The organism is Porphyromonas gingivicanis JCM 15907 (assembly GCF_000614585.1).
Classification (GTDB): Bacteria; Bacteroidota; Bacteroidia; order Bacteroidales; family Porphyromonadaceae; genus Porphyromonas; species Porphyromonas gingivicanis.
On the sequence record NZ_BAKX01000001.1, the window covers coordinates 407,878 to 430,523 of the forward strand.

Here is a 22,646-nt window from a genome sequence, read left to right on the forward strand (position 1 = left end):
TTGTAAGTTATTGAGGATTATTTTTTATAATCTGCGCCATAAACTCTGCCTCGCAAACCAATTTATTGCCAACAAAGGCTAAGCCTCGCATATTAGCAACTCCTCGGCTTATTTCTGAAGTCATACGTAACTTAAAGAGCAATGTATCTCCAGGTACTACTTTCTGTCTAAACTTTACGTTATTTATTTTCAAAAAGTAGGTAGAGCATTTTTCATTTCCCATAGAGTTCAATACCAAAAGCCCCCCCGTTTGTGCCATAGCTTCTACAATTAGAACCCCTGGCATAACAGGTTCTTCTGGAAAGTGCCCTGGGAAAAAAGGCTCATTGCAAGAAACGCTTTTAACACCTACAATAGAATCTCGTTTAATTTCAATTACTTTGTCAACTAAAAGAAATGGAAATCTATGAGGTAAAAGTTCCTTGATACGATTTATATCTAACAATGGAGGAAGATTAGGATTGTACTGAGGTGCCTGTTCTTCCATTTGCTTAATGTCTTTACGGATCAAACGAGCCATCTGATTGTTAATACCATGCCCTGGACAGAAAGCGATTATATGCCCTTTTAAAAAACGACCACAAAGAGCCAAATCTCCAATGACATCCAACAACTTATGACGAGCTGGTTCATTAACCATCAACGGATTGGGGTTGATACTGCCCAAATGTTCTGGAATAGTATAACCCTCTCCTAAGTGAGTTTGCAGAGCTTTCTTCTTATCCTCATCAAGCTCTTCGTCATAAATTACGTGTGCATTGCTCAAATCTCCGCCCTTTATAAGACCTTTTTCTAAAAGAGGAAGAATCTCACGAACAAAAACAAAGCTACGAGCTGGTGCTATCTCTGAAGCAAAATCTGTATTGGCATCATAGGTGGCAAATTGATTAGAAAGAGCAGGAGATGGATAAGAAATATGCACATCTATAGAGAATTGATCATCAGGTAATGCAATAAGTTTAGCTCCCGTTTCAGGATCTGTTACTTCCATTCTTTGCTTTACATAGTAGTACTCACGATCTGCTTCTTGCTCTTTCAGTCCAACTTTTTGAATAGCTTCAATGTAAGGTAAAGCACTTCCGTCCAATATGGGACATTCTGGAGCATTTACTTCTATGATACAGTTATCTACTCCTAAAGAATACAAAGCACTCAATACATGCTCTACAGTACTTATGCTTAGTTCTCCTTTTTTTATAACTGTACTACGCTCAGTAGAGTTTACCAACTCTGCCAATAAAGAAAAAGTCTGTCCCTCTTTGTCTGCTCTACGTACCACATACCCTGTATTGGCTGGAGCAGGTAGTAGAGACATAGATATATCTAATCCTGTATGTAACCCTTTACCACTGAAGTGCAGTGGAGCGCTTAATGTTTGTTGTTGCATAACTCTGATTCTATTTGTGTTAGTTTTTTTTCTAAATCACTCAGACGAGTATATAATTCTGGCAATTTGGGGATGATTGTATAGGCACGTAATGCTTTGGATACATCCATCGCAGGAGAACCCAAAATGGTTCTACCTGATTTTATGTTTCCAAGCACTCCTGTCTGTCCTCCCATATTAACTCGATCTCCTATAGTTATATGACCAGCAATGCCAGCTTGCCCACCTACCTTACACCATGAACCTACATGAGAGGAGCCTGCCATACCTGTCTGAGAAGCCATTACAGTATGCTCGCCGATAGTACAGTTATGAGCCACTTGGATAAGGTTGTCCAACTTTGTACCCTGCCCAATGATAGTTGCTCCCATTACAGCTCTATCAACACATGTGTTGGCCCCAATTTCTACATAATCCTCGATTTTAACACTTCCCAATTGAGGTATTTTGTCATAGCCTGTCTCGGTAGGAGCAAAACCGAATCCATCAGCACCAATGACTGCTCCAGAGTGAACAATGCAATGCGAACCAATTGTACAAGTATGGTAAATCGAAACGTGAGGATAGATAATGGTATTCTCTCCAATCGTAACATCTTTTCCGATGTAACAATGAGGTATATAGAGCACCCTTCTCCTAGAACGACTCCTTCTTCAATATGTACAAAAGGTGCTATATAGCATCGCTTCGGAATCTTTACAGAGGGGTGTATAAAAGCCTCTTGAGCTATACCCTCTTTTTTAGGATTTAGCTCTTCGGCTACAAACTGCATTAACTTGGCCAGCGAGGCATAAGGATTTTCTACCCTTATAAGAGAAGGTTTATAAGGTTGTGCTGGCTCAAAATCTTTGCTAACCAATACTGCTGTAGCCTGTGAGGTATAGAGATATGACTCATACTTTGCATTGGCTATAAAAGAAAGTTCGCCCTCCTTGGCATCTTCGATTTTCCCGAAAGCGGATACCGTTGCTTCGGTATCACCTTCAACAATTCCTTCTATTAAAGAGGCAATTTCCTTTAAAGTGTACCTCATACTTTATCTGTTAAATAATCCCTTTATTAATGAGGGCTATTTCCATTTTTCGTTTTAGAGTTTCTGCTTCGTGAGCGGCAGAAGAGGCAAAATGCTCTGATGAATCAGCATAAATAATTCCTCGAGAGGAGTTAACGAGTAAACCACAATCATCATTCATCGCATCATGTACCAATTGGTCAAAATCTCCCCCTTGAGCACCAATACCAGGTACTAAGAGAAAATGGTTCGGCACGATAGTACGTACTGCTTTGAGATATTCTGTTTGTGTAGCACCCACTACATACATCATTTGTTTTTCATCACCCCAAGTAGTACTTTCCTCTAGGACCTTTTCAAACAAATACCTGCCATCTTCCATTTTTTGTAGTTGAAAATCATTCGCTCCGGGGTTAGAGGTTAGAGCTAATAATACAGCCCATTTATCGGAATACTCCAAAAATGGTTTTATACTATCTACTCCCATATAGGGGGCTAACGTAATAGCATCGGCTTTAAAATATTCAAAGAATGCCCTTGCATAGTGAGTGCCTGTATTACCGATGTCGCCTCGCTTAGCGTCTGCTATGATGAACTGATCGGGATACTTTTCTTTGATATAAGAAATAGTACTGCTTAAAGCTTGAATACCAAAAGCTCCCATTGATTCATAAAAAGCAACATTAGGCTTGTAAGCAACGCAATACTCAGCTGTAACATCTATTATAGCCTTATTAAAGGCAAGAATGGGATTCTCCTCTTGCATAAGACATTCGGGTATTTTACGAACATCTGTATCAAGTCCTATGCATAAAAATGAGCGTTTACGTTTGATATTATCAATGAGTTCTTGTCTTGTCATGTCTATCTTCTTTATTTTGATTTAAAGCAACGAAGCTTCGCTTAATCTTTCACTATTTTCTGCCATAGCAAGCGCCTCTAATACAGGCCCTATCTCTCCATCCATAATAGAAGAGAGATTGTACAAAGTAAGTCCTATTCTATGGTCTGTTAATCTCCCTTGAGGGAAGTTGTAGGTACGTATTTTAGCTGATCGATCCCCTGTCGAAACCATTGTTTTACGACGGGAAGCTACTTCGTCAATATATTTCTGATGCTCTTGATTGTATATTCTACTACGGAGTTCGATCAAAGCCTTTGCCTTGTTCTTGATCTGAGACTTTTGGTCCTGACATTGTACCATAATCCCAGTAGGAATATGCACTAATCGAACAGCTGAATAAGTAGTATTTACCGACTGCCCTCCAGCTCCACTTGAGCAGTATGTATCAACCCTGATATCAGACTCTTTTATCTCGACATCGAATTCATCAGCCTCAGGCAGTACTGCTACGGTTGCAGCAGAAGTATGTACACGTCCCTGAGTTTCTGTTTCTGGTACTCTTTGTACTCGATGTACTCCGGACTCATATTTCAAAATCCCATAAACAGACTCTCCAGAAACAGTAAAGATAATCTCTTTATATCCCCCAAGACTGCCCTCCGTGAAGGAACTTATCTCTACGCGCCACTTTCTACCTTCACAGTAACGAGAGTACATTTTGAATAAATCTCTTGCAAATAGAGCAGCTTCATCTCCCCCTGTCCCTGCACGAATTTCGACAATTGCATTTTTTGCATCCTCAGGGTCGTCGGGAAGTAGTAAGAGAGCTATGGCTCTCTGTCTTTCTGGAAGCGCTTCTTCTATTTGGGTCAACTCTTCTTTGGCCAAAGCTTTTAATTCCTCATCTTCTGAAGAGTGAAGTACCTCTTGCGCTTCTTTTCGAGTCTCGCATAAGGTAATATATCTTTTATGTGCCTCATGGAGTTCCTCTAACCTGCGATACTCTTTGCTAAGACGTATAAATCGCTTATCATCAGCTATAACAGAAGGATCCGTTATAAGTAAACGCACCTCTTCGAAGCGATCTTCTAAACTATTTAAGTGTTGTAATAGTTTTTCCTCGTTCATTAGTAGTAAAGTTGTCCGTATGGAGTATCTAACATAAGGCTATTTTTGCCTTCCCCTTCTTCCACATGGCCTATAATTTGGGCTTCTACTCCAAAGCTATTACTTATTTCTATAATACGTTGGGCATATTCCTCAGTAACATAAAACTCCATACGATGCCCCATATTAAAAACTTTGTATAGTTCTTTAGGATCTGCTCCACTCTCTGTAGCAATAAGTCTAAATAGAGGGGGAACAGGAAGCAGATTATCTTTTACAATATGTTTATTCTCAACGAAGTGGAGTACTTTTGTTTGGGCACCTCCTGTACAATGGACCATACCATGAATAGCAGAACGCATCTCCTTGAAAATAGTGCCTACAATGGGAGCATAGGTTCGTGTAGGAGAAAGAATCAACTGCCCTGCATTGAAAGAGGTTCCTTCAACAGTGTCTAATAATTTACAAGAACCGCTGTAAACCAAATCGGAGGGAATTGCTGAGTCAAAACTCTCGGGATACAATTTAGCAAGGTAGTTGTTCAATACATCGTGGCGTGCAGAAGTCAGTCCATTACTGCCCATACCTCCGTTATAGCAGTGTTCATAGGTTGCTTGACCATAAGAGGCGAGCCCCACAATAACATCTCCTGCTTGAATGCGGGCATTGTCTATTATATCGCTCCGTTTCATACGACAAGCTACTGTACTATCCACAATGATAGTACGTACCAAGTCTCCTACATCAGCAGTTTCGCCCCCCGAAGAAGTAATACCAATGCCTAAACTACGCAGCTCCTCTAATAACTCTTCTGTTCCATTAATTATAGCAGCAATAACTTCACCGGGAATTAATGCTTTGTTACGCCCGATTGTGGAAGAGACTAAAATATTGTCTGTTGCTCCTACACAAAGCAAGTCATCCAAATTCATTACCAAAGCATCTTGGGCAATCCCTTTCCAAACAGAGAGGTCTCCTGTTTCTTTCCAATATATATAAGCCAGAGAGGATTTGGTGCCAGCTCCATCGGCATGCATCAAGTTGCAATATTCTTTATCTCCTCCCAATAAGTCGGGTAAGACTTTACAAAATGCCTTAGGGTAAAGACCTTTGTCCACATGTTTTATTGCATTGTGTACATCTTCTTTTGCAGCAGAAACACCTCGCTGCATATAACGCTCTTGGGTCATACTATGTATTAACGTGTCTTTGGTTCTTATCGAGAGTTGCGTAGTAGGAGTACATCTCCCTCCTCTGGAACATAGGTTTCTGGATCTAATTGGTTTATTCGGTAAAGGTAATCTATACGTATACCATATTTTTGAGCTATGCTGTGCATGGACTCTCCTATATTCACCACATGATCGGGATATTCTTCTGTAGCTTGTTTATTCTTTTTTTGTAGATAAACCACATCGCCTTCCTGCAAAGGGAAGTCTAATGGAACATCGTTATACTCTGCTAAAGTTTTATGTTTGATATCCATTTCATTGGCTATAGAAGCATAAGAGTCTCCCTCTTGGGCTATTACATAAAGCAAACCATAGCTGATAAATCCTTCATGCTTTACAGTAGAAACCAATTTCTTATCTTTTTTGATCTTGTTATGTTTATGTTTTTGCGAAGAGGTCTCCTCCATCCAATAAGGATAAGACTCAGAGTCCAATTCATACAAACCATATAGCTCAATAAGGGAAATTAGTTTATTGGCATAACCTTTATCAGTAGCATATCCAGCTGTTTGAAGCCCTTTCGCCCATCCCATATAGTCTGTTTTTTTGAGGCTATACAATCTCTGATAGCGAGGTTGCTTTAAGAAATAAGAGTGATCTCTAAAAGAGTCTAAATCCTCTTCATAAGTGCGGAAGCATTCATTAGCTTCATCGTCATCTCTATAAGTACGTCCTCCTTGCCAAGAGCGGTGGCATTTGATACCAAAATGGTTGTTGTGTACAGCCGCAAGCGTACTGCGCCCGGCATTGGACTCCAATAATCCTTGTGCCATAGTGATGCTGGCGGGTATATCATGAGTCCGCATTTGCTGAATACATTCAAAAGCATATTTACGGATGTATTCCTTATAGGCCTCATTCATCTTTTGTGCGCTGGCAGAAGTTGCTACAAATAGCACAATGACTATGTTTATCAATAGTCTTTGTATTATAATGCTACCTATTTTATTCTTTACCTGCATCATTGACTCAAATAATTCTTCCAAAAGAATCTCTTGGTAAACACTACACCAAGAACCTCTTCACTGGATATATTCTTTGCAAATATACAACTATTATAGTAGAGTTTAGATGCAATAGAGATTGACCATCTTCATTTAGAAGTCTGTTAAATGAATCCGTCCAAATCGTTGTATAAAGTTTATAATCGCTATAGGAATATCTTCGACTAATTCATTCGTTGTTTTAGGAAGCGTGCTGTAGTTGTAAGAGACTTTTGTTTAATCATGTCTTCAGGGGTGCCTGCAAAAAGTATTTTACCTCCATTACGACCACCTTCGGGTCCCATATCTATAACATAATCAGCACTTTTTATTACATCAAGGTCATGCTCTATAATGAGGACAGTATTACCTTTATCAACCAATTGCTGAACTAAAGAGAGTAGTACTCTTATGTCTTCAAAGTGTAGTCCCGTGGTGGGTTCATCCAAAATATAGAGAGTGCGTCCAGTATCTTTTTTTGAGAGTTCTTCTGCTAACTTTACACGTTGACTCTCTCCTCCCGATAGCGTAGTAGAGGGTTGTCCCAGTTTGACGTATCCCAAACCGACTTTACGAATCATCTCTAAACGATTATGTAATTTAGGCATGTTTTCGAAGAATTCGGCAGCTTGGTTAAAGGTCATATCCAATACATCTGCAATAGACTTGCCCTTGTAACGCACCTCTAACGTCTCTCGCGAATAACGCTTACCGTGACACACTTCACAAGGAATGGTAACATCAGGTAAAAAGTTCATAGCTAAAGTACGATAGCCATTTCCTTTACACTCTTCACATCGTCCTCCCGATACATTAAAAGAGAAGCGACCCGCTTTATAGCCTCTTGCTTTACTCTCGGGTAGGGAGACAAAAAGTTGACGAATTTCTGTGAAAAGTCCTGTGTAGGTAGCAGGGTTACTGCGTGGAGTACGTCCCAAGGGAGATTGATCTACAACAGCTAACTTGTCTATATGCTCTAATCCTTCTATCTTTTTATAAAGCAAAGGAGTAGCTAAAGAACCATACAAAGATTTAGCTATGGCAGGAACGAGAGTTCCGTTGATAAGAGATGATTTACCACTACCAGAGACCCCAGTAACACATATAAAAGTTCCCAAAGGAAGAGAGAGTTTGACATTTTTGAGATTATTGCCCACAGCACCCGAAAGAGTTAGAAAATTGCCATTGCCTTGACGTCTTTTGTTGGGTATGATGATATTTCTAATACCATTGAGATAGTCCGCTGTTATGGTATGGGTTGAAGGCAACTCTTTTGGTGCCCCTGCAAAAACGACCTTCCCGCCCAAACGACCTGCACCAGGCCCCATATCTATAATATAGTCAGCAGATAGCATCATATCTTGGTCGTGTTCTACTACAACAATGGTGTTTTCTCCATCTCTTAGCTTCTGCAATGAGGCAATAAGTTTATTATTATCACTTGGATGCAATCCTATTCCTGGCTCATCAAGTAGATAGAGCACCTCTACAAGTCCAGTTCCTATCTGTGTCGCTAAACGAATTCTCTGACTTTCTCCTCCAGATAGAGTGGAGGAGGCCCTTGACAGACTTAAATAGTAGAGACCCACATCAAGTAAAAATTGTAAGCGTGTTTTAATTTCCTTGATAATCTCAGCTCCTACAGGTCGTAAGTGAGGAGAGAGAGAGTTTTCTATTTCGGGCAATGTTCTATAAAGTTGCTCTAAATCGAGAGCTGCCAGTTCATGAATGCGCCACTTATCGATGAGATAGCTCTGTGCAATTTTATTCAGTCGAATTCCATTACAAGTTGGACAGATTTGTTCGGTGTGTAAATCTTGAAGCCACTCTTTGGTTTCTTCGTCCAAAAAACCCATAAAGTTATCAATGTCCAAGTAATACATTATTCCTTTGAAACCCTCTGAATCTTCTCCGTCCAGAACCCCATAAAGAATGGTGTTTAGGACTTTTTCTGAAAGTAATCCTACGGGTGTGTCGGGAGTGTATCCATACCCTTCTAACAATTGTTTAATGTCGTCATAAATAGCTCCTTTACACCACTTCCCCAGCAGTTTCAATCCTCCCTTCCGTAAAGAGAGTTTGGGATGTGTAATGAGCTTGTCTATGTTAATTCTATTGACAACACCCATTCCCCTGCAGTGCGGACAATACCCTTGAGGAGAATTAAATGAAAATGTAGAGGGAGAGACTTCTGGATAAGCTAATCCATTCTCAGCATCCATTAGCTTAGAAGAGAGGTGCCGTAGTTTACTATCGTTTCGTTTTCGTACATCCAGCATACCGTCGCCATAGTGAAGAGCAAGAGTTATGCTCTGTTGGAGACGTTCTTTCATTTCGTCCTTTACAATCAATTTGTCTATGACAACAGCAATGTAGTGTTTTACATACCTATCGACCATCAACCCCGGACGTAACTCCTCGATAGTTCCATCTATGTAAACAGAGGTAAAGCCTTTTTTGCGCAAAGTCTCAAAAAGTTCTCTGTAGTGTCCTTTTCTATCTCGAATAACAGGAGCTAATAGCTCTATGCCTTGCAGATTATAATCTCGCTCTATCAGTTCGAATAGCTCTTGTTCGGTATATTTACGCATCTCTTTTCCCGTGATATAGGAGTGAGGAACCCCGACACGAGCATAGAGAAGCCGCAAGAAGTCGTAAATCTCTGTTACTGTTCCTACGGTAGAACGAGTATTGTTAGATGCTGTTTTCTGTTCGATAGCCACAACGGGACTAAGTCCCTCTATCGACTCTACATCGGGACGAGTATTATTGCCGATAAAGCTCCTTGCATAGGTAGAAAAGGTTTCGATATAACGTCGCTGTCCTTCTGCCAACAGCACATCGAAGACCAGAGAGGATTTCCCACTACCACTTAGACCTGTTACAACGGTCAATTTGTGTCGAGGAATAGATACATCTATATTCTTAAGGTTGTGTACCTTGGCTCCACGCACCTCTATGGCTCCTGAAGAGAAGAGATTTCTTTCTTCAGACTGTTTTTCTTGTACTATTTCTTTTTTATTCATAGGGCTATATTCGGGCATTCAAAATTAGAGATAGTTGTAGTGTGTGGGGGAGAGTGGATGGATAGAGTCTGTTGGAAATCTCTTTTGTGCCACAAGACACTTTTCTTTTCTCTTCAAAATCAACTTCTGAGAATCCCTATCTTTTTAAGTCTCATGAAAACTTACCCAACTTTTCAATAGCTTCCACAACTACGTCGGTCGGGTAAAAGTACAATATTTTCTTCATCCTACTTTCAGACTTATGCCATAAAATCTATTTGAAATCCTTGCATGATAGCTCGTTTACTGCGCTTCTTTCGTGACTTGGACGTGTTCATATACATTCATAGACGTGCACAGTTTTCACTCCATACGCCTCCAGTTCTTTATATTCAATCTGCGTGTAATTATATTCAATCTACGTATGGATATATTTAATCTTGGTGTAATTATATTCAATCTACGTATAAAGAATTCTACACTATGAAAAAAGAAAGTAGTGGCGTACAAACAGTAAAATATACTCGTGTGTACGAACAAATTAGAGCCTCAAAAGGAAGGCGAGAGGAGCTATTATGTGAAGGGTTCTATCTGTCTTTTTCCAAAAGGCTTCAGAATAGATTCGTGTAGGAGAATAAAAAACACCTCCTGATTCAATACTACTCAGGAGGTGTTGGCTATGGGATAGTGTTGTATACTACCTAATTCGATGCATCATTTTCGGCATTCAGCCTCAGTCATATCTTTAATTGTATGCTTCCTTCATTTTTCATCTCAATGCCCTCTGATTCATAATTGCTTGCCTCTGCGTAGCCTGTAAACTTGCTCTGCTTTCGTCCTATGTAATCACTATGATTACAGCATGCTGCAAGGCCTCATGAAAAACTGGGCAATGGTGTCTTTTGTAAAGAATGAAGTGTACTATTTAATAACCCGCTTTATTAGTTTTTTATGATCTGCTGTTTGTATGTGGAATATGTAAGAGCCAGAGGGGAGATTAGAAACATCTATAGTTTCATGGTTATTCAGCCCTTGGAATATGTACTCTTGTAACCGAACCCCTTTTATGCTCCATACTTCGATAGCATAGATTTTGCTCAATGCTTGAATTTCAACTCTATCTGCTATCGGGTTAGGGTATATGCTAATCTCATTGGCAGAAGTTGTAGGAGTTTCAATGCCAGTAGTATGGTCGGTGTAGTAAGAAACCTTGGTCAGAGGAGTTCCAAACAAGGGTTCACGTTTATCTGCATAGCCCACAGGAACTCCCTCTTGTGTTACATAGAGAGTTCTTAGCTTAACTATTCCATCCTTACCTGTTGCTTGCTTGAAACGAGGGTTAAAAGGACCTGTGCTGAATATAGGTCTGAACTCAACCTTAGTATTAGAAGCAATGGGGTCAGAGTAGTATTCTGAAGAAACAGCCACCAAGCGATCTGTTCCTCCATCTGACGCATAGGCTACACCAACTATACCTATTACAATACCATTAGGGAGCATTGCGCTAAATCGAGTGCCCTTGTTTTCAATTTGAAATTTGGGACCTTTTACATTGTCATTAGCCAAGTTCATACGTATATCTTCTTCCAAAGGGCTAATGAGAAGTACAGGATCGGTATAAGCAGTAGGTGTTTTTACTTTTTGAAGCATAGCTACAGAGTTAGCCCATGACACAGTACTACGATCAGATAGATAGATAAAATCTTCTGTGGGTACTTTCAAATCAATATCGGCAAAACGGATGTAAAGATTCATCTTTGTGCCTTCTTTTTCATTGATGAAAAAATTATCGAAAGTAAGGGTCGTCTCTTCATTGGGCTTCAGGACGGCTATCTTAGACTCTGCTATGGGGTCTGCATCTCGAGGCACAAAGGCTGCATTACCCTGATACTTATCTCTTAGACAGTAGAGATAGGCAGGTCCATAGTACTCTCTTGTACTATTGTTTTTGACCTTGAAAGATACTTTGCTACGCGCATAGGCAAAGAGGTCGCATGTCGTGCTATTCTTTATAATCTCTATTTTACCAGCACCTATGTCATATGAAACAGAGGTGAATTTTCCATTCTTAACAGTGAAGTAGAGTTCGGAGGGTTCGTCATAAAATAGTAAGCATTTTTCAAAAGAGCTTGCTCCGTTGTGTTTCCATTCAAATCTACCGACATAGTCTCCATCTTCCAACTGTATGCCTTGGCTGGTTACATTCTTGAAATCGCCCTTAAGACTCATCGGATTCCCTCTCGTTAGTTTAAGGTCAAGAGCCTCTACACCAGAAGCAAGTTGATTGTTTTTGTAGAAGGCAAAGCGCACCTTGCCAAAAGCCTCATAGATAAAGCGTTGATAGAGATAACCATGTAGTTTAATGGTCGTTTTGTCTTCTGAAATGACCCCTCTTATAGTCGAGGTTGGTTGCTCCAAGGCTGGAGCTAATCCCGGATTATTATCCCTATCGGGAATGATGTTAATGATTATAGATTGACCATAATTATAACCTCCGAGTCCCGCACCTGTACCCAATTGAGCTGGGTCTAAAGCTGTGATGCGAAAGTACCCATTAGCTATACCAGACCACCCCCAGTTAATATGGAAAAAGCCCTCTTTATTGTAACCATCGCAAACGAAGGCATGACCTCCTCCTTCTCCATACCCCGAGAGAAGCACTGGGCGTTCGGCATCTAACTCTTCACGAATCAAGTTTTCCCATTCCGTTGCCGTATAGTTATATCGGAAAAGGGTCGTCACGCTCTTTTTGTACTTAAAATGTTCCCTAAGTGCTCGCACCACACCTGTTTCAAACGCTCCGCTACCCGAGGCTCCATAAGACATATCAACCCCAAAACCAACATCTTTCATAAAGCGAGATAGCTCTTTGGCATGCTTTTCGGCATCGGGATGCGTTTTAGAAAATGTGCCTGGCATATCTGCCCAATTATACTCATGCCCGTATTGCACTGAACGAGATATGCCGTTATCTGTATAGCTGTGAGAACCGACAGCAGCATTTGGCCACTCGTGAAAACGAAGTATTTGTGCCATTGCAGTAGCTACACAACCTGTTGGGCATTGGATATTACCTTCAAAGGGGCATTGTAGATTGTAAGGATACTCTTGGTCCCACAAAATCTTCTTTTTATCCAAAAGGGGAAGTACCTCTTTAGTTCCTCTTGAAGGAGAAGCTCCGATGGGAACTATTTCAGGTTGGGATAGCATTTGAAGAATACTCTGCTCGTAACCAGCCATCCAATAGCGGATTTGTTCGGGAGCATTCTCCAAATCAAAATAACCACTATCTGAGTAAGCTAACAGAGGATATAAGCGATCGTCTCCTGCAACAATGGCAAACCCTTCTCGTTCGCCTCTGTTGAAGATATAGTAGCCTACAAGATTGTTCTCTTGTAAAGCTCCATTTCTGAGTCTATTTTCACCTTTTAGGTAGTGGGTGTAAGTCAAACGAATGGGAAGATTGCTTCTCAAACCATTTTGAGAAAAATAAATCTTCGCAATTGCTTCCGCCTCAAGAGGCGTAATGGGGGCGGCATTACCTGTTGTTATCCAACCCATAAGAAGCAATAGAATAGAAAATAAAAGTCTTTTCATATACATTTTCTCCCTATATTTTTTTTGTTTTATTGGTACGATTTTGTTTTTGTTTTGTGTGAATATAAGATGACTATGTACAAAGATAAGGATATTAGATGTATATATCAACTACTTCCAAGATAGCATATCTTGTATTTCTTTTCTGTAGATATAGGTGTTAAGAAAGGAGTATGAAAGTAAATTGGTTTGTATTTCATTTAGATATACTTTTTTAGTACAGATTATAACAAATAAAATTGTTAAAAATAGAAGTGGGGTATCCTCTCCAACTAATAACTATTTTCAGTATATGTCAAAGGTATAATGGGTAGATTCAAAAGGTCTATAGGTTTCATTCAAAACCATTAATCGTTTTCCTGAAAACCATTATACCTTTGCTTCTATTGCGTAAGGGGTTATATCATAAGTTTAAGTGATAAACATTAGTAAAGTAGTAGTATCTTTGCACAGCTATGAGTTCACAAAAGGGTAGACATCCCTCCTCACAAGGAGGTAAAAGAGTTAGAACCTCTCCTACGACTAAAGGAAATATGGATGCAAAAAGGGGGAAAAAGGAAGTTAAGAAGTCTCTTTTTGCCTCTTTTTCTACAAGTAAGTATGCACCTCTTTATCGCTTTTTAGGAGGGCTTGTGCTACTTTTTGTTACACTTTTCTTACTGATTTCTTCCTTCTCCTACCTGCTCACAGCCTCAAAAGACCAAAGTGTCCTTTCTAATCATGAAACATTTTTTTCCGCTATAAGAGAGACCAATAAAATCAGTAATATCGGAGGATTGCTTGGAGCTTACGTTTCGGATTGGCTTGTTAATCGCTTTTTGGGAATAGGAAGCATCGTTTTACTTTTCTTCCCTTTATGCTATGCTCTTCGTGTTTTTAACCTGCCCAAGAGTTATAAAATATCTGTGGTGAAAATCTTTTTTATCACCGCTTTTTCTTCTATTTGGTTAGCTATTTTATCTACCTACGTCACCATTCTTTTCGATATAACTTTACCATTTCAAATAGGAGGTAGTCAAGGGGTACATTTAACTCTCTTTTTGCTTACCCATTTGGGGCATGCGGGCATTGTCTCATCGATACTCTTTGCTCTCATTGTGATTGTCGTTTCTGTTAGCCAACAGTCTGCTCTTTGGCTACAAAACTTTCTCTCTTTTTCCTGGCTGAATATACGTATTAAACGTAAAGCTTTTCCTTCTGATAGGGAAGTTGCAATGGAAGAAGTGGCACAAGTATCAGTGGGAGAGGATAGGGTAGAGCAAGCCATGGAGGAGGAAGCTAAAACAAACTTACAAGAGGAGAGGCAAGAAACTGTTGTTGAGCTGGGACACTCTATGCCTCATGCTCAGATTGCAACAAAGCCAGAAGAAGAGCAGCAAGACTCTATGACGGCAACTGCTACCTCTTCTCTCATTATAGAGATTCCTCAAGAGGAAGAACAGCAGGAGTATGCCCCTCAATCAGCAACCTCCTCACGAGGTGATTTAGAACTACCTAACTATGTTTTTCCCTCTTTAGATTTGTTGGAGATTTATGAAAGGGGTGATAATACTCCCGACTACGAGGAAATTGCCAGCAATGAGCGCCAAATCATTGAAACTCTTGAGAGTTTCAAGATAAAGGCTCGTCCTACAAAAGCAACTGTCGGACCTACGGTAACACTTTATGAGATAGAACCCGATGCCGGCATAAAAATATCTCGTATCCGTAATTTGGATGATGATATTGCTCTTAGCTTAAAGTCAGAAGGAGGAATACGTATTATAGCTCCTATACCAGGCAAGGGTACTATAGGCATAGAGGTTCCTAACAAGCGCCCACAAATAGTTTCATTCCACTCGTTGCTCTCTTCTCGCAAATTTGCAGAGAACAAAATGGAGCTACCCATTGCTATAGGTAAGACCATTACTAATGAGGTTTTCATGTTTGATCTTACCAAGATGCCACACCTTCTTATTGCAGGTGCTACGGGGCAAGGAAAGAGTGTGGGACTGAATGTTATGATATCCTCTCTGCTATATAGCAAACATCCTTCGGAGTTGAAGTTTGTGATGATAGACCCCAAAATGTTGGAGTTTTCTGTCTACGAAATGCTGGAAAGACACTATTTAGCTAAACTGCCCGAAGAGGATAAGTGTATCATTACGGATATGTCTAAGGTAGTACCCACTCTCAATTCTCTTTGTGTAGAGATGGACAATAGATATCGGCTACTTACTGAGGCTCGTGTACGTAATATTGCCGAATATAATAAACGTGTTCAGAGCGGGGAGCTTGCCTTTTCAGAACATCATAAGTTCTTGCCTTACATCGTATTGATTATTGATGAGTTTGCCGATCTTATTATGACTTCGGGAAAAGAGGTTGAACGTCCTATAACACGTATTGCGCAAAAAGCACGTGCTGCGGGTATTCATATGGTGTTGGCCACGCAGCGCCCCACAACGGATATTATAACGGGAACTATTAAAGCCAACTTTCCTGCTCGTATCGCTTTCAAGGTCTTTTCAGCAACCGATTCTCGTACCATTTTGGATGGTCCTGGGGCAAACCACTTGGTGGGACGTGGAGATATGCTTTTCTATCAGGGTAAGGATATGCTCCGCCTACAATGTGCATTGATAGATACCCCAGAAACCCAACGAATAGTGGATACTATATCGAGCCAAGCCTCTTTTACGACTCCTTATAATCTTCCCGAGGCTCCTGTAGAAGAGACAGATGAGGGGCGTGTAGTTTCTCTTGATCGTAAAGATGCCCTTTTTGAAGAGGTGGCTCGTATGGTGGTAGAAACTCAACAAGGCTCTACATCTAAAATTCAAAGGCATTTTGAAATTGGATTCAATAGAGCAGGACGCATAATGGACCAATTGGAAGCTGCTGGTATTGTGGCTGCTCAACAAGGGAGTAAGTCTCGAGAAGTTTTAATTCCTGACCTCTATGCTTTACAAAATCTATTGGACTCTCTGAAATGAAAAAGTTTTTTCTTCACTCGTTAGCCCTTATTTTTCTCTTCGTTAGTTTCCCCCCAATCTATGCCCAGAGAAGTCTTGGCTCTCAACAAATGCTCAGTCTTAAAAAGAGATTAGAGCAAGGGGCAGAGATTACTTTTAGCTCCAAAACTTATGCTGCTTCGGGGGAGTTGCTTTCGGATGATAGAGGGCAGCTACTTACCCATCAGGATAAGTTTAGGTTGACTTATTCTATATTTACGTCTACCTACAATGGAAATCTTTTCTCCTACTATAACAAGGCTGAGAAAACATTTACCGTTATGCATCCAACTAAAGAAGACTTGGCAACCCTTAATCCTTTAGCTTATCTTTCCACATCACAAGAAATGTATACAGTGAGAGAGCTCCCCGAAAGTAAAAAAGGTAAAGTCTTTGTGTTCACTCCCAAAAAGAATTCGATGAATATACAGCATATAGAACTCTGCTTTAGTAGAAAAACAGAGCTCCCCACAGAGCTTATGACTCTTTTTAGCGATGGTACACGTGTGGTAATGTATATAGAATCGTTGATCTCTAAGAAAAATATTTCGAGTCATCTCTTCTCTCAAAAGCACACAGATTATCCTGGTAGCGAGTTGGTGGACTTACGATGAAATACGAATCAAGGAAACAAAAAAAGAAAAAGAGAATATGTTAGTACAGGTACTAAAGTCTAAACTACACTGTGTACATGTTACCGAGGCCAATCTAAACTATGTAGGCAGCGTAACCATAGATAAAACTTTGATGGAGCTGTAAACATACTGCCAGGAGAGAGAGTACAAATTGTAAACAATAATAATGGCGAACGTTTCGAGACTTACGTTATAGAGGGCCCTGCAGATACTGGTGTGATTTGTCTCAATGGGGCTGCTGCTCGCTTATGTCAGCAGGGTGATGTGGTGATTATTATGGCTTATGCTTGGATGGACATGGAAGAGGCACGTACTTTTCGCCCCGCTCTCGCTTTTCCTGACCAAAACAATAGAATTACGAAAGAATAATATCAATAACAAAGACTCTTGAACACTATACAATATGTTTGAAAATCTTAGTGAACGCTTAGAACGCTCTTTTAAAAAGCTAAAAGGCGAAGGGCAAATAACCGACATAAACGTCGCAGAGACCCTAAAAGATGTGCGCCGAGCCCTTATAGAGGCAGACGTAAACTATAATGTAGCGAAGAAGTTTACTGACAATGTTAAAGAAATAGCACTTGGCCGTAATGTATTAACGGCGGTACGCCCCAGCGAGATGATGGTTAAAATCGTACACGACGAGTTAGCCAAGTTAATGGGGAGCGAAGCTGTAGACCTAAATCTTAAAGGAGAGCCGACTATAATTTTGATGTCCGGTCTTCAGGGGTCGGGTAAAACGACTTTTTCTGGGAAACTGGCAAATCTTCTTAAAAACAAACGCTCTAAAAATCCTCTATTGGTAGCCTGTGACGTGTATCGTCCTGCAGCTATAGATCAGCTTAAGGTATTGGGAGAGCAATTATCTATTCCTGTTTATGCAGAGTTAGGGAGCAAGAATCCTGTGGAAATAGCTCTCCACGCTATCGAAGAAGCTAAGGCAAAGAATCACGATGTGATTATTGTAGATACCGCTGGTCGCCTTGCTATTGATGAGGAAATGATGAATGAGATAGCTGCTATTAAGCAAGCTATTAAACCTCACGAAATCCTTTTCGTAGTTGATGCTATGACGGGGCAAGATGCTGTTAATACAGCTAAAGAGTTCAATGAACGGCTTGATTTCGACGGAGTTATCCTAACCAAATTGGATGGAGATACTCGAGGTGGAGCTGCACTTTCTATCCGAACGGTGGTAGACAAGCCTATAAAGTTTGTTGGTACGGGCGAAGGGATGGAGGCTTTGGATGTTTTCCATCCTGAGCGTATGGCAGATCGCATCTTGGGGATGGGAGATATTGTTTCTCTCGTAGAGCGTGCTCAACAGCAGTATGATGAGCGAGAAGCACGTCGTTTGGAAGAGCGTATTGCTAAGAATCAGTTCGACTTTAATGACTTCCTGAAACAGATTCACCAAATCAAAAAGATGGGAAATATCAAAGACCTTATAGGAATGATTCCAGGTGTAGGCAAAGCCATTAAAGATATGGATATTGATGATGATGCTTTCAAGGGGATAGAAGCTATAATATATTCTATGACACCTGAAGAGCGTTCTCATCCCGGTCTTCTGAATGGTTCGCGTCGTAAGAGAATTGCGGATGGTAGCGGTACCTCTGTACAAGAGGTAAATCGCCTTATTCAGCAGTTCGATCAAGCACGCAAGATGATGAAAACAATACAAACTATGGGTAAGAACCCTAAAAAAATGGCTCGTTTGCGCCACAAATAATATAGCAATATGGAATACAAAATATTAGATGGAAAGAAAATTTCCGAAGAGATAAAGAAAGAAATTGCTTCGGAAGTAGAAAATATAGTTCGCAATGGAGGTAAGCGCCCTCATTTGGCTGCTATTTTGGTAGGACATGACGGAGGGAGCGAAACCTATGTAGCTTCTAAAGTAAAGTCTTGTGAAGAGGTAGGCTTTGCCTCTTCTTTGATACGTTTTGAGAGCGATGTTACAGAAGAACAATTATTGTCAGCTATTGATAAACTTAATAAAGATCCAGAGGTAGATGGATTTATTGTACAACTTCCTTTGCCTAAACATATCGATGAGCAAAAGATTATCGAAAGAGTGGATTACAGAAAAGATGTCGATGGTTTTCATCCTATCAACGTCGGGCGTATGAGTATTGGGCTTCCCTGTTTCATATCGGCTACTCCTCAGGGCATTGTGGAGCTTCTTCGTCGTTATGAAATACCGACCTCTGGCAAACATTGTGTTGTTTTAGGGCGGAGCAATATTGTGGGCAAGCCTATCGCACAATTAATGTCTCACAAAACCTATCCAGGCGACTGTACCGTAACTATTTGTCATAGCCGTACGCAAGGCTTAAAAGAGATTTGTCAGACGGCTGATATTATTATAGCAGCTTTAGGAAGTCCTGAGTTTCTCACCAAAGATATGGTTAAAGAGGGAGCTGTTGTTGTAGATGTTGGTACTACCAGAGTACCAGATACTACCCGTAAGAGTGGATTTCGCCTAACGGGAGATGTTAAGTTTGAGGAGGTTGCCCCTCTCTGTTCTTACATCACGCCTGTGCCTGGAGGGGTAGGGCCTATGACGATTGTCTCTCTTATGATGAATACATTGAAAGCTGGACAGAAGAATTTGTTCAACGATTAAAATTTTAATCCCTTTGCCCTTTCCGTTGTCGAAAGGTCAGAGGGGTTTGTAGATGCTTTCGGAGATAATTGATGGGTAGTTTATACTAAAGAGTAAAGTCTATGGCGAACGTTCTTATTGTTCAACCAGCATCTCTTGGGGATATTTGTTTGTCTCTCCGTTTGGTTTATTCTGTAGCAACAAGTTCCCCTCAACACCAATTTACCTATCTCCTTAAACCCTCTATTACGGGTATAGCGGTAACACCTCCTTCTAACTTGGAGCCTATGACAATAGACCTCAAGAAAAAAGATGGGACACTAAGAGGATTATTGGCACTTGGTCGTAAACTTCTTTATGAAAGATTTGACTATGTCTTTGATTTGTACAATAGCCGTCATACAAATTTTTTAGGGAACTACCTTCGTCTCTTTGGTGGGACAAAATATTATTCAGTACCGAAAAGATATTCTGTTCGCTCCTCTTTTTTCGAAGATCATATCCCCTATACCAAGGGGGAAGAGTATCTAAGGGTTTATAAAGAGCTTTTCATCAAGGGAGGATTAGGACCGAATAAACCGTTGTCAGAAATAGGTATCAATCTAAAAAGTATAATCTCTTTTCCTTCGAAGGCCGTAGGATTTTCACCTCAGACTAAACGAGATGAGTTTTTGTCGTGGGAGGATTTGTATCGTTCTGCTAATTATATCATTGACCTCTTTTCAAAACCCGTGCTTATTTTTGGCTGTAATAGGAAGGATGCTACAATACCACCAGAGGAGCTGAGGGCTAAGCATAAAAACGTATACTTTGTATCCAATCTTTCTTTCTCTCAAGAGCTATCTGTATTAGCTTCTTTAGAACTGTTTATTGGGGTAGATTGTTCCTCTATCAGAATGGCAGAATTAATGAATATACCGATATTTTATCTTGAAGACTTCTCCAGTATGGAAGACAAGATATTTTCAGCAAAAGAGCAATTAATAGAGATTATAACTCAGCAATAGAATACACTCCATGAACATGAGAATTAACAAACTTCTAAGTGAGACAGGATTAGGGTCTCGAAGAGAAGTTGAGCAATTAATAATAGAAGGTCGAGTAACCGTAAACGGAGTTTTGGCGGAGCTCACAGACATTATTGAAGAGGAAGATGTTGTAACCCTTGATGCGAAGAATTGCCTGTACGAGACTTAATTAGAGAGTTTGCTGCTGAGCAAAAAATGCTTTTGGCTCAAAAGGCATCTGTTCGTATAGGGACAGAATATATCGATTGGGAGGATGACCAAACTCCTCGTCGTAAAAATACTTCTGGACGAAGTAATAAACAATCCTCCAAAGAGAGCAAGGGGGGACGATCTAAACCATCAAATAATAAACCCTCAAAGTTCAGAAAACACTGGAGGATGATGAGCAAGAGCAACCCTCTTTTAAGAGACACTTTTCCAATAGTAAACCCATACCAAGAAATAACAGACAGGAAAAGTCATTCAATCCTTCTAAAAAAAAGGGTAGATTCTAATGAATACTTTTGCTAATTGTACATTAGGGACTTGTCTCAAAAAGAAGTTTTAACCTCCTATGAAAGTCAGTTTAATACGTCATACATCAGTCCTTTTAAACGGTAACGAGTTTTGTTATGGAGTTACGGATGTAGATGTTATTCCAGAAAATTTTGAGCGTGAAGCACAAATGGCGAAAAGGGAAATAATAGAACTTTCTCCCGATGCTGTATTTACCAGTCCCCTGCAAAGAGCTGTAAGGCTGGCTTCCTACTGTGGCTATCCCCAAGCGCAAAGAGACGATCGACTCAAAGAAATGAACTTTGGAGACTGGGAGGGAAAACCGTGGGCTGAAATTCTTACTACGGAAGATATCCCTAACTTCTTCTCTTACTATATTAATAACCCTACTCCTAATGGAGAGTCTTTGCAAGATCAACTCAATCGAGTACAACACTTTTTTGAGGAGAAGAAGAGAGAAAACTATCGTCATATATTGTTGTTTTGTCATGGAGGAGTTATAAACTGTGCTCGTACTATTGTAGGGCAAGCAACCATAGAAACTGCTTTTGCCTCTCTCCCTGGTTTTGCTTCTCACACTTTATTAGAGTTTTGAAGAGAAGAGAATTATTAGTCTTAAAAGAGTTATACTAAAAACACGACTTTCATTTCCACTATGGGAAGGATATTAGCTATTGATTATGGAGTAAAGCGGACAGGGCTGGCAGTTACAGACCCTTTGAGGATTGTGCCAGGAGGACTCTCTACTGTGCCAACAGCGCAACTGCTTACCTTTCTTTCGGAATATATAGCTTCGGAAAAAGTAGACCTAATCGTTGTTGGGCATCCTACCCAAATGAATGCGGAAGAGAGCCAGACGATGCAAAAAATACGCCCCTTAGTAACGCAAATAGAAAAGAAATTCCCAGATATCAAGGTGGTTCTGTACGACGAACGTTTTACTTCCAAATTGGCTCAAAGAGCTATCTTGGAGAGTGGTATGGGGAAAATGAAAAGAAGAAATAAAGCACTGGTCGATGAGGTTAGTGCCATTATCATACTTCAGTCCTATATGGACTCTCTTGAGTATCAACAGTTAAATCAATAAATAATATGTTACCAGTATACTTATATGGTCACCCTGTTTTAAGAGAGATGGCCCAAGATATAACTCCAGAATATCCTGGACTTAAGGAACTTATAGAGTCTATGTGGGTTTCTATGTATGAGTCCGATGGAATAGGTTTAGCAGCTCCCCAGATAGGAAAGTCTATTCGTCTTTTGGTGATTGATGCAACTCCTATGGGTGATGTTTTCCCAGAATGTAAAGATTTCAAGACAGTGATGATTAATGCTCACATAACGGAGCGTAGTGAAGATACCTTGTCTGAAGAGGAGGGATGTCTCAGTTTACCTGGTATACATGAGAAAGTAATTCGTCCCAAGAGTATCACTATTGAATATGTAGATGAGAACTTTGAACCCCGAACTCAAACATTCTCGGGTTTTGCTGCACGAGTTATACAACACGAATATGACCACTTAGATGGAGTCCTTTTTACCGATCATATTAGTCCACTGCGCAAGAGGCTGATTAAGAATAAACTTTCTAACATAGAGAGTGGACGTATTCGCCCTCACTATCCTGTGGTTGTAGCTCCTCCTAAGAAGAAAAGCATAAGATAGTACTCTTATTTCTGTTTTAATGAAAGCTATTCTCTCTTTTTGCATGGCTCTA

The 22,646-nt window shown here is 40.2% G+C and carries 16 protein-coding genes and 2 pseudogenes; 10 read left to right on the forward strand and 8 right to left on the reverse strand.

All coding sequences use genetic code 11. The features are described 5' to 3' along the window. Positions 1–7: 7 nt before the first annotated feature. The 8 genes and pseudogenes from JCM15907_RS01770 to JCM15907_RS11970 all read right to left on the reverse strand — a co-directional run bounded on the left by JCM15907_RS01770 (position 8) and on the right by JCM15907_RS11970 (position 13,167). Positions 8–1,387 carry a bifunctional UDP-3-O-[3-hydroxymyristoyl] N-acetylglucosamine deacetylase/3-hydroxyacyl-ACP dehydratase gene (locus JCM15907_RS01770; RefSeq protein WP_025842477.1) on the reverse strand — a complete coding sequence of 460 codons (1,380 nt, stop codon included), beginning with the start codon at positions 1,385–1,387 and terminating at the stop codon, positions 8–10. Then, a pseudogene (lpxD, locus tag JCM15907_RS10150) lies at positions 1,369–2,420 on the reverse strand (UDP-3-O-(3-hydroxymyristoyl)glucosamine N-acyltransferase). Before lpxD ends, JCM15907_RS01770 begins: the two are co-directional and overlap by 19 nt. Positions 2,421–2,430: 10 nt before the next feature. After that, entirely contained in the window at positions 2,431–3,261 is an 831-nt protein-coding gene (gene pyrF, locus JCM15907_RS01780) for an orotidine-5'-phosphate decarboxylase (RefSeq protein ID WP_025842478.1), read from the reverse strand. 21 nt (positions 3,262–3,282) lie between these two features. Next, a complete protein-coding gene (prfA, locus tag JCM15907_RS01785; protein WP_025842479.1) occupies positions 3,283–4,371 on the reverse strand; it encodes a peptide chain release factor 1 in 1,089 nt (362 codons plus the stop codon). Continuing rightward, positions 4,371–5,540, reverse strand: coding sequence for an AIR synthase related protein (locus JCM15907_RS01790; RefSeq protein ID WP_025842480.1), 1,170 nt, complete (start codon positions 5,538–5,540; stop codon positions 4,371–4,373). The genes prfA and JCM15907_RS01790 overlap by 1 nt, the downstream gene beginning before the upstream one ends. 26 nt (positions 5,541–5,566) lie before the next feature. Next, entirely contained in the window at positions 5,567–6,544 is a 978-nt protein-coding gene (locus tag JCM15907_RS01795; protein ID WP_051522328.1) for a glucosaminidase domain-containing protein, read from the reverse strand. Between the two features lie 206 nt (positions 6,545–6,750). Then, complete coding sequence (gene uvrA / locus JCM15907_RS01800; protein WP_081773771.1) at positions 6,751–9,591, reverse strand: excinuclease ABC subunit UvrA; 2,841 nt, start codon at positions 9,589–9,591, stop codon at positions 6,751–6,753. Between the two features lie 900 nt (positions 9,592–10,491). After that, the gene (locus JCM15907_RS11970; protein ID WP_159099890.1) at positions 10,492–13,167 is read right to left on the reverse strand and encodes a C10 family peptidase; all 2,676 of its coding nucleotides are present in this window, start codon (positions 13,165–13,167) and stop codon (positions 10,492–10,494) included. Positions 13,168–13,622: 455 nt separating this feature from the next. On the opposite strand from JCM15907_RS11970, the gene JCM15907_RS01810 reads away from it, so the two are divergent. The 10 genes and pseudogenes from JCM15907_RS01810 to def all read left to right on the forward strand — a co-directional run bounded on the left by JCM15907_RS01810 (position 13,623) and on the right by def (position 22,594). Then, on the forward strand, positions 13,623–16,142 hold the full coding sequence (locus tag JCM15907_RS01810; protein ID WP_081773767.1) for an FtsK/SpoIIIE family DNA translocase: 2,520 nt from the start codon (positions 13,623–13,625) through the stop codon (positions 16,140–16,142). Further along, on the forward strand, positions 16,139–16,774 hold the full coding sequence (locus JCM15907_RS01815) for a LolA family protein (RefSeq protein WP_025842485.1): 636 nt from the start codon (positions 16,139–16,141) through the stop codon (positions 16,772–16,774). Before JCM15907_RS01810 ends, JCM15907_RS01815 begins: the two co-directional genes overlap by 4 nt. 37 nt (positions 16,775–16,811) lie before the next feature. After that, positions 16,812–17,164: pseudogene (gene panD / locus JCM15907_RS10160) on the forward strand (aspartate 1-decarboxylase). 34 nt (positions 17,165–17,198) lie between these two features. Next, positions 17,199–18,527, forward strand: a complete 1,329-nt coding sequence (gene ffh / locus JCM15907_RS01825) for a signal recognition particle protein (protein WP_025842486.1) — start codon at positions 17,199–17,201, stop codon at positions 18,525–18,527. A gap of 9 nt (positions 18,528–18,536) precedes the next feature. Next, complete coding sequence (folD, locus tag JCM15907_RS01830; protein WP_025842487.1) at positions 18,537–19,427, forward strand: bifunctional methylenetetrahydrofolate dehydrogenase/methenyltetrahydrofolate cyclohydrolase FolD; 891 nt, start codon at positions 18,537–18,539, stop codon at positions 19,425–19,427. A 101-nt stretch (positions 19,428–19,528) separates the two neighbouring features. Beyond that, positions 19,529–20,413, forward strand: a complete 885-nt coding sequence (locus JCM15907_RS01835) for a glycosyltransferase family 9 protein (RefSeq protein ID WP_025842488.1) — start codon at positions 19,529–19,531, stop codon at positions 20,411–20,413. Positions 20,414–20,429: 16 nt separating this feature from the next. Further along, positions 20,430–20,603, forward strand: a complete 174-nt coding sequence (locus JCM15907_RS13235; RefSeq protein ID WP_148297420.1) for a S4 domain-containing protein — start codon at positions 20,430–20,432, stop codon at positions 20,601–20,603. A 384-nt stretch (positions 20,604–20,987) separates the two neighbouring features. After that, positions 20,988–21,524, forward strand: a complete 537-nt coding sequence (locus tag JCM15907_RS01850) for a histidine phosphatase family protein (RefSeq protein WP_025842491.1) — start codon at positions 20,988–20,990, stop codon at positions 21,522–21,524. Positions 21,525–21,584: 60 nt separating this feature from the next. Beyond that, on the forward strand, positions 21,585–22,016 hold the full coding sequence (gene ruvX, locus JCM15907_RS01855) for a Holliday junction resolvase RuvX (protein ID WP_025842492.1): 432 nt from the start codon (positions 21,585–21,587) through the stop codon (positions 22,014–22,016). A gap of 5 nt (positions 22,017–22,021) precedes the next feature. Beyond that, positions 22,022–22,594 carry a peptide deformylase gene (gene def / locus JCM15907_RS01860; protein ID WP_025842493.1) on the forward strand — a complete coding sequence of 191 codons (573 nt, stop codon included), beginning with the start codon at positions 22,022–22,024 and terminating at the stop codon, positions 22,592–22,594. Positions 22,595–22,646: the final 52 nt, after the last annotated feature.